This is a genomic window from Dickeya parazeae Ech586 (genome assembly GCF_000025065.1).
In the GTDB taxonomy this organism is placed as follows: Bacteria; Pseudomonadota; Gammaproteobacteria; order Enterobacterales; family Enterobacteriaceae; genus Dickeya; species Dickeya zeae.
Window position 1 is genome coordinate 3,676,340 of sequence record NC_013592.1, and the last position, 13,432, is coordinate 3,689,771.

Genomic DNA, 13,432 nt, shown 5'->3' on the forward strand with positions numbered 1-13,432 from the left:
TTGTTAGTCCGTACGGACCTTCCCTGACTGAAGGGATTAAGACTCAGCTACCCGACGAAGATGATAATCCAAAAAGTCCGTACGGACCTTCCCTAACTGAAGGGATTAAGACGTTTGAACTTGTTTTGCATGATCAGCACGATCGGTCCGTAAGGACCTTCCCTGACTAAAGGGATTAAGACTCAGTGAAACTCAAGACAAACCGTTTCATACCAGTCCTTATGGACTCGCCCTGACTGAAGGGATTAAAACTCCTCCTCTTCTTCCTCTTCTTCCTCTTCTGTCCTCACGGACTCCCCTGACTGAAGGGATTTTCTCTCCACCGGGCGGCTTTCCGCCCATTCTCAAATTTTCCTTATCCGTTGATAGGCATTTCGGCTGAAATTTCGTATGGTTAAGCCCGTTACGGGCGGGCAACGTGGCGCGCCCCGTTTTGGCACAAGGAGATGTCAATGAACTGGCTTGCCGCCTCTTGCCATGTGGCTGCCTTTGCGCTGTTACATAACCTGAAACCACTGGCGCAGCGTGCCGGCATTCAGGATTTCCCGTCACCGGCGCTGGCAAACAAACTGTTTGCGCCGCTGCCGGAAAGCCTCTCAAACCGTGTGGATCTGCACGAAAATACATTAACCCCGCTATTGGATTTCGCCGCCAGACTGGCGCGCGGCGTGCCGGAGACGCCCGTAAGCCGTGGCGAAACCGGGCTGATACCGCTCACCCACCTGTTAGCAGACGATAACCACAGCGCCCCGGCGGCGCGCTGTTACAGCCCGCTGGCCCCGCTGGGGGTCGATTCGCTGATGCCGGTGACGGCCGCGTTGCCTGCCAGCGAACGGCAGGCGGCGTACCGGCAGGTGTATCAGGCATTGATAGAGGGGCTGGAGGCTATCCCCGCCGCCCACCGCCTGCAACCGTCGCTGTGGCTTGACCACCTCGACAGCCTGTGGATGACCACCTGCCACGCGCTGCCAGACGGCGACGGGGACAGCGGTATCTCGCTGTACGATCAGGGTAAAACCACGGCGGCGCTCGCCGTCGCCCTGTGGCAGCACCACGCCCGTCAGGCCACGCCGGAGCAGGAGATACCGCTCACGCCGGGTGACGATGCACGCCTGTTGCTGATCCAGGCCGATGTGTTCGGCATTCAAAACCTGATTTTCGCCGAGGGCAACCAGACGCAAAAAATGGCCGCCAAACTGCTGCGCGGGCGCTCGTTGCAGGTGTCGCTGCTGGCGGAAGCCGCTGCGCTGCGGGTGCTGGAAGCCTTTGACCTGCCGCCGGTGTGCCAGTTGATTAACGCCGCCGGCAAAAGCCTCATTGTCGCGCCGAATCTGCCGGATGCCGCCGAGCGGCTGGCCGGGTTGCGTCAGCGCCTTGATGAATGGTTTTTAACCCACACCTACGCGCAAACCGGCATCGGGCTGTGCAGCACGGTGGCGGGCAGCGCTGAGTTCCTCGGCGAGCAGGCTTACGGCACGCTGCAAAGTCGGCTGGCGCAGGCGATGGAGCAACAGAAATATCAGCGCTTCTCCCTGTGTGCCGGTGATGCGCCCCCGCCGGTATTTGACGGTTATCTGGACCACATCGCGCAGGGCACAGGCGGTGAACCCTGCCCGGTGAATGGCCTGCACCCGGTGGAAACCACCCTCAACGGGCTTGACTGTAGCCGACTGGCGGCAGACCAGATAACCCTCGGCCACTGGATAAGCCACAGCGAGTGTTACGCCCGGCTGCTGATCCTGCGTGACAGCACCGCCACCTTCCCTGATAACCGCTGCCTGCACCTGACGCTGTTTGGCTATCAGGTGGTGGCCGTCAGACTGAAAGAGAACAGCGGCGAGTTCGGCGAACTGGCGCACAACGGCAGCCTGCGCCGCTGCTGGGACATCAGCCTGCCGCCGGAAGGTGTGCCCCTGTTTCAGGGTTATGCCCGCCGTTTTATCAACGGCTGGATGCCGCTGGCGCAGGGCGAGTATCAGCCGGAGTGCTACCCCGGCGTTGCAGACGCGCTCGCTAACGGCGACATCAAAACCTTTGATCACCTGAGCTGTGAAGATTTGTATCAGGATGCCGACCAGCAGTTACGCGGCACCTGCGCGCTGGGCGTGCTGAAAGGGGATATCGACAACCTCGGCTACCTGTTTCGCAGCGGCCTGCCGCAGCCGGGTTTTGCCAAAACCATCGGCCTGTCGCGCCAGATACACCTGTTTTTCACCCTGTGGCTGCCGCATCTGTGCCGCCAAGACTCGCGCTTTGCCAACACCTACACCGTGTTCGCCGGCGGCGACGATTTCTTTTTGATTGGCCCGTGGCGCAGCCAGCAGACGCTGGCGCTAACAATGGCGCAGCACTTCGCGCGCTACAGCGGCCACAACCCGGCGCTGCATTTCTCGCTCGGGCTGGTGCAGGCCAAACCCAGCTACCCGGTGCGGGCGCTGGCCGCTCAGGCCGAAGCCGCTCTGGAGCAGGTCAAGCAACACCCCGGCAAGAACGCCATCTGCCTGTATAACGAGGTGATGGGCTGGCCGGAATATGACGCGTTACTGACGTGCAGCGAGGAGCTGGCGCGCTGGCGCGAGCATGACGGCTACCCGCTCTCCTCCGGCCTGCTTTACCGGTTGCTGGCGCTCAGTGAACTGTCGGCGAAGGAGTCAGCAACCCCGCAGGCGGCACTGTGGCGCAGCCGGCTGGCCTATTTTTTACGCCGCAATCTGGTGGATAAAGTGAAAGTCCCGGCACAAGAGAACCCGGCAGCGTTCCGCCATCAGCTTTATTTGACCTTGTTCGCAATACTGGAACAGCACCTGAAACGGCACCGCCAGCGTTACCGGGTGGCGCTTCAACGCCATCTCTACCACTACCGCACGGTGCCGCGCGGCGAATAAAACGCACAACGACAAGGACACAGCATGACAATGCCAGATTTTAAACGCCAACTGCACAAGCCGGAGGCGACGTTTTTTGATAAAGACGCCGAAGACTTTGCCAAATCATTGTTAATCCTTAATGACAGAGGAAAGCCTCTGTCTCTGAACAAACCCACCCAGTTGCGCCGCTTTTACGACCAGTTACAGCAACTGGAGCAGCGCATCAATGGCGATGAGGAAAAACTGGCTCTCTACCTGCCGGAGATCCGCATGATCAGCGCCCATCTGGCGTATGCCAAAGGGCGCGAGCTTATCTCTGACGAGTTTTGCAAGACCATGCAACACCTGATTCGCAGCATCGACACCTGCCAGCACCTGAAAAACGGCCGGCTGTTTTTTGAAGCCACCCTCGGTTTTTTACGCGCCATACGCCACGACTGACAAGGACATCTCATGCAACTGAACAATATCCAGACGTTACGCGCCACTCTGGTGTGTGAAACCGGGTTACACATTGGCGGCGGCGACACCGCGTTGCAGATTGGCGGCATCGACAGCGCCGTGGTGCGCCACCCGTTGACCCAGCAACCTTACATTCCCGGCTCCAGCCTGAAAGGCAAACTGCGCAGCCTGCTCGAATGGCGCGCTGGTGTGGTCGGCGATACCAAGGGCAAGGTGCTCAGTCATCAGGTCTACCAGGACCTGAAGGACGCTCAAAAACAGGCGCAGGCACTGAAAATCCTGCAACTGTTTGGCGTCAGCGGCGGCGACAAACTTTCCGCCGAACAAGCCCAACAGGTTGGCCCGACCCGCCTGTCCTTCTGGGACTGTAAATTTGACGAACACTGGCTGGCGCAGCAAGGCGGGCGCGTCCAGACCGAAGAGAAAGCGGAAAACTGTATTGACCGCATCAGCGGCGTGGCGCTGCACCCGCGCTTTATCGAGCGCGTGCCTGCCGGCAGCCGCTTTGACTTTCGCCTCACCGTGCGCCAGCTTGATGGCGACAGCCCCGACCTGCTCGACACCCTGCTGGCGGGCCTGAAAATGCTGGAGCTGGACGGGCTGGGCGGCAGCATTTCCCGTGGGTATGGCAAAGTACGTTTTGAAACGCTGACCCTCGACGGGGAAGACCTCCAGCCGCGCTTTGAGCAGTTACAGCCGTTTAAACACACCACGCAGGGAGCCGGATGATGCCCTCCCCCGTTGCCCCCGCCGCCGCGTGGCAATGGCTACGCCTGCGGCTGTTCCCCGACAGCGCCTTTGCCACCGCACTGCGCGGCGATACGCTGTTTGGCCAGTTATGCTGGTACTTGCGCGAATCCCTCGGTGAGGCGGGCCTGAATGATCTACTGGCAGGCTACCACGACCAGCGCCCGTTCGCGGTGATCAGCGACCCGATGCTGGCCGACCACCTGCCGCGCCCGCACCTGCCCGAACACCTGCTGGGCTTTGCCGCCGCCGATGCCCGCGCCCGCAAACAACGGAAACAGCAATGCTGGCTGCCGCTTGCCTTCGCTCACCAGCCGCTGGCCGAGTGGGGCGCGCACGTAACCGCCGCACCCGAGCGCCACCGGCACCGCAGCGACGTGCAGATGCACAACAGCATCAACCGCCAGACGCTCACCACCGGTGGCGATGACGCGTTCGCCCCGTTTGGCAGTGAACAGCACTGGTTTGATGTGGACACCGCCTGGGATCTCTACCTGCTGCATGATGAGCGCCTGAGCGCCGCGCAACTGACCGACGCGCTGTGTGCCATCGGCCTGCTGGGGTACGGCAAAGATGCCAGCATCGGCAAAGGGCGTTTTCACCTCACGCCACAACCGATGCCGGAGCTGCCCACGCCTGACGGCAACCCGCTGCGCCTGACGCTCGCCCCCTGTGCGCCGCAGCAGGGCCACTGGCACAGTGCCGACAGTTTCTTCTCGCCGCTGGTGCGCGTTGGCCGCCACGGTGCCGCGCTGGTGGTGCAGGGCCATCCGTTTAAAAACCCGCTGCTGCTGGCAGACAGCGCCGCCGTGCTGGCCCCCGTCACCCCGGATAACCGCCCGTTTGTCGGCCAGGGGTTAGGCGGCAATGGCCGTCTTTCCACCGCCCTGCCACAAACGGTGCATCAGGGCTATGCGCCGGTGATCCCGGTGCGCTTTCACCATAAGGCACAGCCACAATGACCCCTGACCAGACGCCACGTCGCCACACCGCCTGTGACAGCGACAACATGCAATGCTTCACCCTCACCTGCCTGTCACCGGTGCATGTCGCCACCGGCGACAGCCTGAACCCCGGTGAATACCTGATAGACCAAAACGCACTGTATGAACTGGGGCAAGGCGGCCTGAGCCCGGCGCTCACGGCGACGCAGCGCAGCGAGTTGCTCACTATTCTGGAGAGCAATGATCCTGCTCTGCCGCTGACCGTGCAGCGCTTTCTGGCACGGGAAGCGGGCAAACTGAAATACGCCGCCCGCCGGGTGCGCCCGCTGTTGCCCGGCATCAGCCACTATTACCAGTCACGGCTCGGGCAGGTGATGCAGAACGACACCAAAAACAAAAAGCAGGTGCTCAACCAGCTAGAGCTGATGCGCCACGTCGGTGCCGCACTGGGCGCACCTTATATTCCCGGCTCTACGCTCAAAGGGGCTATCCGCACCGCGCTGGTCAGCGCGCTCAATCAAGGCCAGCCACTGCAAGCCGAACGATTGGAAACAGACAAGCTGAACAACAAGGTGGCGCAGGATACGGAACACCTGCTATTGAAGATTCCCAAGCGCAACGTCAAAGACTGGATTAAACATGACCCTTTCCACTGGTTACAGGTGGGGGATGCCGTAAGCCCGGCGGCGCACCCGCCCATGCTGGATTACTGGCTGGTGCGCCGCCAACCGCTCAAAGGCACGGAGAAGCAGAATAACAAGGCAGACAACATGGAACTGTCGCCGGTTGAATGCCTCAAACCCCGGCAAAGCCCGTTGCGCTGCCAGATAACCGTGAAAACGCCGCCCGCCGCTATCCCAATAAAAAACCCGCGCCTGAAGCAGTGGCTTGGCAAGGTGTCGCAACTGGCGCAACAGGTGAACCAGATAACCCTGCCGCAATGCCATCACGAGCTGGACTGGCTGGCCGAAAAACATATCGGCACGGATGATGCTTACGCCCCCGGCCAGAACTGGGTGGCGCAGATGCAACAATTACTGCGCCAGTTAGACGGCCCGCTACAGCGCGGCGAGGCACTTTTGCTGCGGGTCGGCAAATACGGCGGAGCCATCAGCAAAACCGTGGAGGGCTGGCGGCATATCGCCCGGCTCGGGAAAAAAGGCACGCGCCCCACCTACCACCCGGATGTCACCACCTGCACGCTGGCGCTGCCGCAGGCGGATGCGCTGACGCAGGCGCTGCCCTTTGGCTGGGTGCTGCTGCACCGGCCTGACCAGCCGGAGGTGGCTGAGTTTGTCGCCAGTCATCAGGACTGGTGCCAGCGGCAGCAACAGTGGCTGGCAGACCATCAGCAACAGCAGCACGCCCACCGCCAGCAACGGCAGGCCGAGCAACAACAACGTCAACAGTTGGCCAAAGAGCGAGAGGAAGAGGCACAGCGGCTGGCCAAAGCCCGTGAAGAGGAAGCACAGCGACTGGCAGACAAAGCCCGCCAGAGCCAGGCGCGCCAGTCCATCATGTCGCTGGCAGAAAGCCTGGCGAGTGAGCAACAGTTTCAGCGTAAAAACCCCAACGGCCCGCTGCGTGGCCAGTTAGCCACCTGTGTGGGTTGCGTCGCCGCTGAAGGCTCGGCAGATGAGAAAGCCGATCTGTGTACGCTGTTTGACGCCATCCTCAGCTATTGGGGCATCAAACCCGGCAAAGACAAAAAACTCACGGCCTTGAGGAATAAGCTGTTATGACATGGGCTTGCCATCTGGCGCGTTACCGCCTCTGTTTTCAAAGCAGGGAACCGCTGGCGCTGCCGCTGTTTAGCGGCTCCATGCTGCGCGGCGCGTTCGGCCATGCGCTGCGGCGCATCTGTTGCATCAGCCGCCAGAAACAGTGTGACGGCTGCCCGTTGCTGGCCGGTTGCCAGTACCCGCTGTTGTTTGAGCCGCGCCTGCTGCAACACACCCCCGGCCAGCCGCAACCGGCTCCGCCTTATGTGCTGGAGCCAGCGGCCGTTCAGGGGGCGCTTGCCGCAGGGGAAATCTGGCCGGTGGATGTGGTGCTGCACGGCCCGGCGCTGCCGCACCTGAGCCTGATCATTCTGGCCTGGATGCAGGCAGCCGTTCAGGGGTTTGGCAGCCAGCGGGTGCCAGCACAGTTGTGCCAGGTGCAGGTGGAGCAGCCCGATACAACACCGCATGAAGCGCGCTGGCTGACTATCTGGCGTCACGACCAGCCGTTTATCCTGCCGCACGCCACCACGCACACACCGCCACCGCCGCCAGAGACAGACGCACTGCGCCTGCACTTCACCACCCCGACCCGGCTGTTGCGCCAGGGGCAACTGGTGCGGGTGCGTGAGCTTCAGGCGCACGACCTGCTGGCCGCGCTGGAGCGACGCCTGCACACGCTGGCCGACTCGCTGGGTATTGCCCCGCCGCCGCCGATGACCACGCAGCCCGTTACGCTGCAACCCGGCCAGTTGCGCTGGATGAACTGGCAACGCTACTCCAGCCGCCAGCAACAGGAGATGAATCTCGGCGGGTTTATCGGTGACGTCACGCTCCACGGCGAGCTGACGCCACTGTGGCCGTGGCTGTGGCTGGGCCAGTGGTTGCATGTGGGCAAAAACAGCAGCTTCGGGCTGGGGCGCTATCGGTTAGAGGCGGTTCCTCGTTAACGGTTCCCCGCTAACGCCAGGAAGAAAAAACGCCGCCTGCGGGCGGTGTGAGGCTGTTGAAAAACAGCAATATTGTCTTGTGAATGATGAAATTTGTCCGGTCAGTGAAGAATGTCGTGCGGGATAAACGGTGTTATTTCTTTGCAGCTTCATTGCACGCACGACAAGGAGAGGTGCAAGCGCCACCTCTCCTTGACCTCTGGCTGGTGGCTAAACTGTGCCGCTTCGCGGTCCCTTCGGCGTTCGCCTTCGCTGTTCGGACCGCCCGTGACGCTCTCCCAGAGCGGCACGGGCTTTCGCGACGTCCTGTCGCTCACCCGGCGAAGCCGCCCACCTCAGCACAGTTTTTGACGCCGGAAAGATGCTTCATCCTGTACTTAATGCGTTTGTCAGCAGTCTGACGCCGCCTGCAGGCGGCGTGGAGGGTTAGGTTGACGGCTCATTGTCATGATCCAACATATTGACATACTCATTCCAGTCAATCGCTGGCGCCGTACCCAGCCACTGTAATTCACGCAACAAGCGAAATAAAAAATAAGCCAATGCCCCTTCCTCTTTATTACGAATCGTTAAATTTTCCATTTGAGTATTCTCAATGGTTTTAAAAATTTCTTTAACATTAATCTCAGACTGACTCTGGGGGTCTCTATTTCTTTTTTCTTCTTCCTCTTTCTTTTTTCTTTCCTCTTCTTTCTTTATCTTTTCATCTTCTTTAGAAAAGAAGTCAAAACATCCACCACTTAATGCCAACCCACAATCCAAATTCTTATGCCCGTTATCTTCACTCTGGTTTATGCTTTGTAATTTCTTTTTAAAAGCATCGCTATTAAACCCATCACGCCAATCAACATCAATGGCAATAATCCCAGTGATGATATTAAACAACCTTCCCCGCCCTACTCCCCCCGAATGGCGAAAAGTCATATTGGTACGATCTAATGACCTGACAGACGCTGCTTTATCGGCGGCATAATCCAGGTTCGATGCATCTATTATTGGCTTAACCTCCATGACTGCATACACTGCTTCTGCCGGAATTAAACGATGCCCCTGCTGATTTAATAATGTCGGTGTATAATGCCGGTCAAAAATTATCACATCTATCTGGTCGCTGGTTCTCCCCGCTGAATTGACTACAATCCCCCGGTCAACCGAATATCGCTCTGGCAAATACTGGCGAATTATATCTAAAAAATAACCCTCATTGACATCGCCTTTGACACCTTCATGAGTAATTGCAGCTCTTGACTGTAACAATTGAGTTTTCAGCACTTCCTGTTGCAATTTAAATGCATTCTTCAAATATTTCTTACCATCTTTTTTAGATAACTCTTTTGCCTGATTAGTCATATTCCCTTCCTGATTTTAATTTCATGAATATCCACCCGGAGGGAAAGTATACACCCTAAATAATTCGAGTTGCAGGAAGGCGGCAACCGAGTGAATTCCCAGGAGCTTACTCAAGTAAGTGACTGGAGTGAGCGAGGGAAGCTAACGCACCTGCAACTTGAAGTATGGCGGGTATATCGCTTATCCATAAATTTTCCTGCGACATCTGGGTTCCCATTTAGGCACAGATTTTGCTTATTTTCCCCACTGTGCCCGACATCGACCGGCGGGCCGTTTTTTCGTACAAAAAACCGGCAAAAATAAAATTATGCCGATAACAACCCACATGACATCAAGCCATTAACGCCACAACGTTTGCACTGGCACCGCTTTTGCTTAAAAACGTGTTTTTTGCGGCGAGGAAAACAGAAAAAAGCAGGCTTGCTTGATCAAACAAAAACAATGGGTTATAAATTTTCATTAGTCCGTACGGACCTTCCCTGACTGAAGGGATTAAGACTGTTCATCTTGGTTGTCTCCTCTCTGTTGTTAAGTCCGTACGGACGTTCCCTGACTGAAGGGATTAAGACACAAACTCACTGTTATACGCGTTGAGTATCTCATGTCCGTACGGACCTTCCCTGACTGAAGGGATTTGCCCGGCACAGCGCAATGTGCCGGGTTTATAAGCGCCGTCACACTTCTCACTTTTTCCCGTGTTTTATCCCCGCCCGCCCAACCGGTCAGCCGGCTGCCCGCTACGCTTTATGGTTAAAAAAACTTCATATTAACGGGGGTGGCTATGACCACGCTGGTACTCGACAGGCCCGACTATCACCTCATGCTGCAACAAGGGTTACTGCACCTGTCTCACCCGGAGCGGGAGGTTCGCCTGCTGCCGCTGGGCGATCTGGAGCGTATTGTGATGGGTGCCGGCATCACCCTTAACAGTGACCTGCTGCTGAAACTGGCCGAGCATGATATTGAACTGATTGCGGTTGGGCGGCACAGTTGCGCTCACCTGTTCAACCCGCAAACACCGCCTAATGCATTACGTCTGCTTCAGTATCGGCTGACCTTGCAGGAAGCCTGCCGAATGCAATTCGTGAAGCGGCTCATCAGCGCCCGCCGGGAAGGGCAGAATCAGGTGCTGCGGCGCTTGCACGCGGCCCCGTTGCCGCCGTTGCCGCACGACACGCCCCACTCGATGAAGCCCACCTGAGCCACCATTACTGGCAGGCCTGGCATCATGCCCTGCCGGAAAGCGGCTTTCAGGGCAGGCAGCGCCAGCCGCCGGGCGACCCGATTAACGCCTTGCTGTCGCTCTCCTCCACGCTTGAAGATCAGGCGCTGATTCGCCCGCTGCTCGCCGAAGGCTTTGATATCAATCTGGGCTTGCACCACAAGCACCGGCTATCGCCGTCACAGCCTGCTGCTTGATATCAAAGAGCTGACACGCGCCACGCTGGAAAACCATGTGCTGGATTTATGGCAACAACACACGCTCACCGCCGAACACTTCCACCACGATGGCCCGGCCTGCCGGCTGACCGCACAGGGCCAGCAAATTTTCTACACCGACTGGTTTAGCTGGCTGGCGCAACGGCGTCGTGGGCTGCGCCGTCTGGCGCGGTTATGTCGCCGCCTGCTGGAGCGGGAGGCCCGCTATGCCTAAACCGCTGTGGCTGATTGGTTATGACATTGCCTGCCCGAAACGGCTGCGCAAAATGCAGCGGCGCTGCGCCTCGCAAGGCTGGGCGTTGCAGAAATCGCTGTTTTTATTTGCACTTACCGTGCCGGAGCGCCAGGCATTATGCCGGGAACTGCAGCGCCTGATTGACCCGCAGGAAGACCGCCTGCTCTGCCTGCCATTTGACACGCCGCCCGGCAGTTTTCACCTCGGCCCGCGCTCTGACTACCTGCTCATTCACACCGACCCGCGCCTGAATGATTTTGTGTTTTAAGCACACAACCGGCACGCAAGTTGCTTATTTTCCTCGCTGCGCCCGTCGCTCTCCGGCGGGCTATTTTTTCGTACAAAAAATCAACAAAAATAAAATCGCGCTTACCGCAACTCACGCCACATCAAGCCATTAGCACCACAACGTTTGTAGTGGCACCGCTTTTGCTTAAAAACGTGTTTTTTGCGGCGGGAAAAACAGAAAAAGGCAGGCTGGCTTGATCAAACAAAAACAATGGGTTATAAATTTTCATTAGTCCTTACGGACTCGCCCTGACTGAAGGGATTAAGACCCAAATTCTTTAACATGTATTTCAACGTCTATCGTCCGTACGGACCTTCCCTGACTGAAGGGATTAAGACTTCAAATCGCGTCCAGTAGGACTTTTTGATGGGTCCTTATGGACTCGCCCTGACTGAAGGGATTTTCTGCTTTCTCTGCCAGCGTATTGCGGTGGTATTTTTCGGCTATAGCTTTGTGCAATCGCTGTCCTTGCCTTCCCTGTGCCATATGCCAACAACACAACCAGACCCGCTTTCGAGACTCAACGCATGGCTTCCACCTACACCGCTGAATATCAACTCGTTATCAAAACGCTGCGTGAAGCGCGTATCGCCAAAGGTATCACACAGGAAATGCTGGCGCAGGCGCTGGAACGCCCGCAATCGTTTATTGCCAAGGTCGAAAACGGGGAACGCAGGCTGGATGTGGTGGAGTTTGTTCAACTGGCTCGTTTGCTGGCGCTTGACCCCGCCCAGGTGCTTAACAGCATCCCTTTCAGGCTCAAGCCGCTGAGTTAAGCCTACCCTCGGCAGCGAATCAACGCATACAACCCGTCCGGCACGATAGCGATTCGAGCCTGTTCACAATGCCGGTAAACACGGATCAACACACAGCGAAACGTAACCCCGGTGTAACCCCAGCGTAAAAGTCAATTCGGGAAATTTTGGTAAGTTATTGATTTAGATGGTGCCGATAATAGGAGTCGAACCTACGACCTTCGCATTACGAATGCGCTGCTCTACCAACTGAGCTATATCGGCCCTGAGATCGTCCCGCGAGTGCGTGACGTGAACTACGGTGTGACAAACTAGTCAAATCATTACGGCAAGTCAATACTTACACGTATCGTCTGATGGTTTTCTAAGCGTCTTGCCCGACAGGCGCGCTCTCGCGGCTGCCGGGCATGGAAGGAAATCACGCACGAACCAGATCGTCGCCGTAACCAATCCATTTGTAGGTGGTGAGCGCTTCCAGCCCCATGGGGCCACGGGCGTGCAGTTTCTGGGTGCTGACCGCTACTTCCGCGCCAAGGCCAAACTGGCCGCCGTCGGTAAAGCGGGTGGTGGCGTTGACGTACACCGCCGAGGAATCCACTTCGCGCACGAACTGTTCAGCACGGCTTAATGAACGGGTCAGGATAGCGTCGGAGTGTTGGGTACCATGTTCACGAATGTGGTCGATGGCATCGTCGATATCGGTCACCAGCTTGACGTTCAGATCCAGAGAAAGCCACTCGTCGTCATAGTTCGCGGCCTCTACCGCCGTGACGTTGGCCGGGCCACCGCTTAACAACGGCAGTGAGGCCGGGCAGGCATGCAGGCTGACGCCTGCCTGCTTCATGCGCTCGCTCAGCGCAGGCAGGAACGTCGCCGCGATACCCTGATGCACCAGCAGGGTTTCCACCGTGTTACAGGTGCTGGGGCGTTGGGTTTTCGCGTTAACGATCACGTTCAGCGCCGGTTCAAACTCCATCGACTCATCAACGTAAATATGGCACACCCCGATACCACCGGTGATCACCGGAATGGTGGACTGCTCGCGGCACAATTTGTGCAACCCGGCACCACCGCGCGGGATCAGCATATCCACGTAGCGATCGAGCTTCAGCAGTTGGTTGACCAGCTCACGATCCGGGCTTTCAATCGCCTGAATCGCGGCGGCGGGTAAACCACACTCGGTGAGCGCCTGCTGGATAACCTTTACCGTGGCGGCGTTGGTGCGATAGGTCTCTTTACCGCCACGCAGTATCACCGCGTTGCCGGTTTTCAGGCACAGGCTGGCGACATCCACCGTCACGTTCGGACGGGCTTCATAAATCACCCCGACGACACCGAGCGGCACCCGGCGGCGCTCCAGTTTCAGGCCATTGTCCAGAATACGGCCGTCGATGATTTCACCGACCGGGTCATTCAGGCGGCACACCTGGCGCACATCGTCGGCAATCGCCGTCAGGCGCGCCGGGGTCAGTTGCAAGCGATCCAGCAATGCCTCGCTCATGCCGTTTTCTCTGGCCTGCGCCAGGTCCTGCTCGTTGGCGCTCAGAATAGCGTCATGCTGGGCTTCCAGCAGATCCGCTATCGTCATCAACGCCTTGTTTTTCTGGCTGGTGCTCAGCGCCGCCAGCTGATAAGAGGCTTTTTTAGCCGCTTTACCCATTTGCTCAAGCAT

Annotated in this window: 13 protein-coding genes and 1 tRNA gene; 11 read left to right on the forward strand and 3 right to left on the reverse strand. The window is 58.0% G+C overall.

Annotated features, from left to right (window positions below):
• The first annotated feature begins 452 nt into the window (after positions 1 to 452).
• The 6 genes from cas10 to cas6 are packed head-to-tail and all read left to right on the forward strand — an operon-like array spanning position 453 to position 7,691.
• The gene (gene cas10, locus DD586_RS16045; RefSeq protein ID WP_012885870.1) at positions 453 to 2,885 is read left to right on the forward strand and encodes a type III-A CRISPR-associated protein Cas10/Csm1; all 2,433 of its coding nucleotides are present in this window, start codon (positions 453 to 455) and stop codon (positions 2,883 to 2,885) included.
• Positions 2,886 to 2,909: 24 nt separating this feature from the next.
• Positions 2,910 to 3,308 carry a type III-A CRISPR-associated protein Csm2 gene (gene csm2 / locus DD586_RS16050; protein ID WP_012885871.1) on the forward strand — a complete coding sequence of 133 codons (399 nt, stop codon included), beginning with the start codon at positions 2,910 to 2,912 and terminating at the stop codon, positions 3,306 to 3,308.
• A gap of 12 nt (positions 3,309 to 3,320) precedes the next feature.
• Positions 3,321 to 4,058, forward strand: a complete 738-nt coding sequence (gene csm3, locus DD586_RS16055) for a type III-A CRISPR-associated RAMP protein Csm3 (RefSeq protein ID WP_012885872.1) — start codon at positions 3,321 to 3,323, stop codon at positions 4,056 to 4,058.
• Positions 4,055 to 5,038: a type III-A CRISPR-associated RAMP protein Csm4 gene (csm4, locus tag DD586_RS16060; protein WP_228669706.1), complete on the forward strand. Its 984-nt coding sequence runs from the start codon at positions 4,055 to 4,057 to the stop codon at positions 5,036 to 5,038. The genes csm3 and csm4 overlap by 4 nt, the downstream gene beginning before the upstream one ends.
• The gene (locus DD586_RS16065; RefSeq protein WP_012885874.1) at positions 5,035 to 6,762 is read left to right on the forward strand and encodes an RAMP superfamily CRISPR-associated protein; all 1,728 of its coding nucleotides are present in this window, start codon (positions 5,035 to 5,037) and stop codon (positions 6,760 to 6,762) included. Before csm4 ends, DD586_RS16065 begins: the two co-directional genes overlap by 4 nt.
• Positions 6,759 to 7,691 (forward strand): CRISPR system precrRNA processing endoribonuclease RAMP protein Cas6, encoded by a 933-nt coding sequence (gene cas6, locus DD586_RS16070; protein ID WP_012885875.1) that lies wholly within the window; start codon positions 6,759 to 6,761, stop codon positions 7,689 to 7,691. The genes DD586_RS16065 and cas6 overlap by 4 nt, the downstream gene beginning before the upstream one ends.
• A gap of 426 nt (positions 7,692 to 8,117) precedes the next feature.
• On the opposite strand, the gene DD586_RS16075 is transcribed toward cas6, so the two are convergent.
• Positions 8,118 to 9,041: a DUF6602 domain-containing protein gene (locus DD586_RS16075; RefSeq protein WP_012885876.1), complete on the reverse strand. Its 924-nt coding sequence runs from the start codon at positions 9,039 to 9,041 to the stop codon at positions 8,118 to 8,120.
• Positions 9,042 to 9,822: 781 nt separating this feature from the next.
• Between DD586_RS16075 and DD586_RS22385 the strand changes: the two genes are divergently transcribed.
• The 5 genes from DD586_RS22385 (at position 9,823) to DD586_RS16095 (ending at position 11,781) form a co-directional block, all read left to right on the forward strand.
• Positions 9,823 to 10,242 carry a CRISPR-associated endonuclease Cas1 gene (locus tag DD586_RS22385; protein ID WP_041164573.1) on the forward strand — a complete coding sequence of 140 codons (420 nt, stop codon included), beginning with the start codon at positions 9,823 to 9,825 and terminating at the stop codon, positions 10,240 to 10,242.
• A 32-nt stretch (positions 10,243 to 10,274) separates the two neighbouring features.
• The gene (locus DD586_RS22520) at positions 10,275 to 10,460 is read left to right on the forward strand and encodes a CRISPR-associated endonuclease Cas1 (protein ID WP_407635428.1); all 186 of its coding nucleotides are present in this window, start codon (positions 10,275 to 10,277) and stop codon (positions 10,458 to 10,460) included.
• Positions 10,399 to 10,695 (forward strand): CRISPR-associated endonuclease Cas1, encoded by a 297-nt coding sequence (locus DD586_RS22390; RefSeq protein WP_041164575.1) that lies wholly within the window; start codon positions 10,399 to 10,401, stop codon positions 10,693 to 10,695. The genes DD586_RS22520 and DD586_RS22390 overlap by 62 nt, the downstream gene beginning before the upstream one ends.
• Positions 10,688 to 10,984: a CRISPR-associated endonuclease Cas2 gene (gene cas2 / locus DD586_RS16090; RefSeq protein ID WP_012885877.1), complete on the forward strand. Its 297-nt coding sequence runs from the start codon at positions 10,688 to 10,690 to the stop codon at positions 10,982 to 10,984. The genes DD586_RS22390 and cas2 overlap by 8 nt, the downstream gene beginning before the upstream one ends.
• 548 nt (positions 10,985 to 11,532) lie before the next feature.
• Entirely contained in the window at positions 11,533 to 11,781 is a 249-nt protein-coding gene (locus DD586_RS16095; RefSeq protein WP_012885878.1) for a helix-turn-helix domain-containing protein, read from the forward strand.
• A gap of 167 nt (positions 11,782 to 11,948) precedes the next feature.
• Here DD586_RS16095 and DD586_RS16100 read toward each other — a convergent pair.
• Positions 11,949 to 12,024, reverse strand: a tRNA-Thr gene (locus DD586_RS16100).
• Positions 12,025 to 12,178: 154 nt separating this feature from the next.
• The gene (gene proA / locus DD586_RS16105; RefSeq protein ID WP_012885879.1) at positions 12,179 to 13,432 is read right to left on the reverse strand and encodes a glutamate-5-semialdehyde dehydrogenase; all 1,254 of its coding nucleotides are present in this window, start codon (positions 13,430 to 13,432) and stop codon (positions 12,179 to 12,181) included.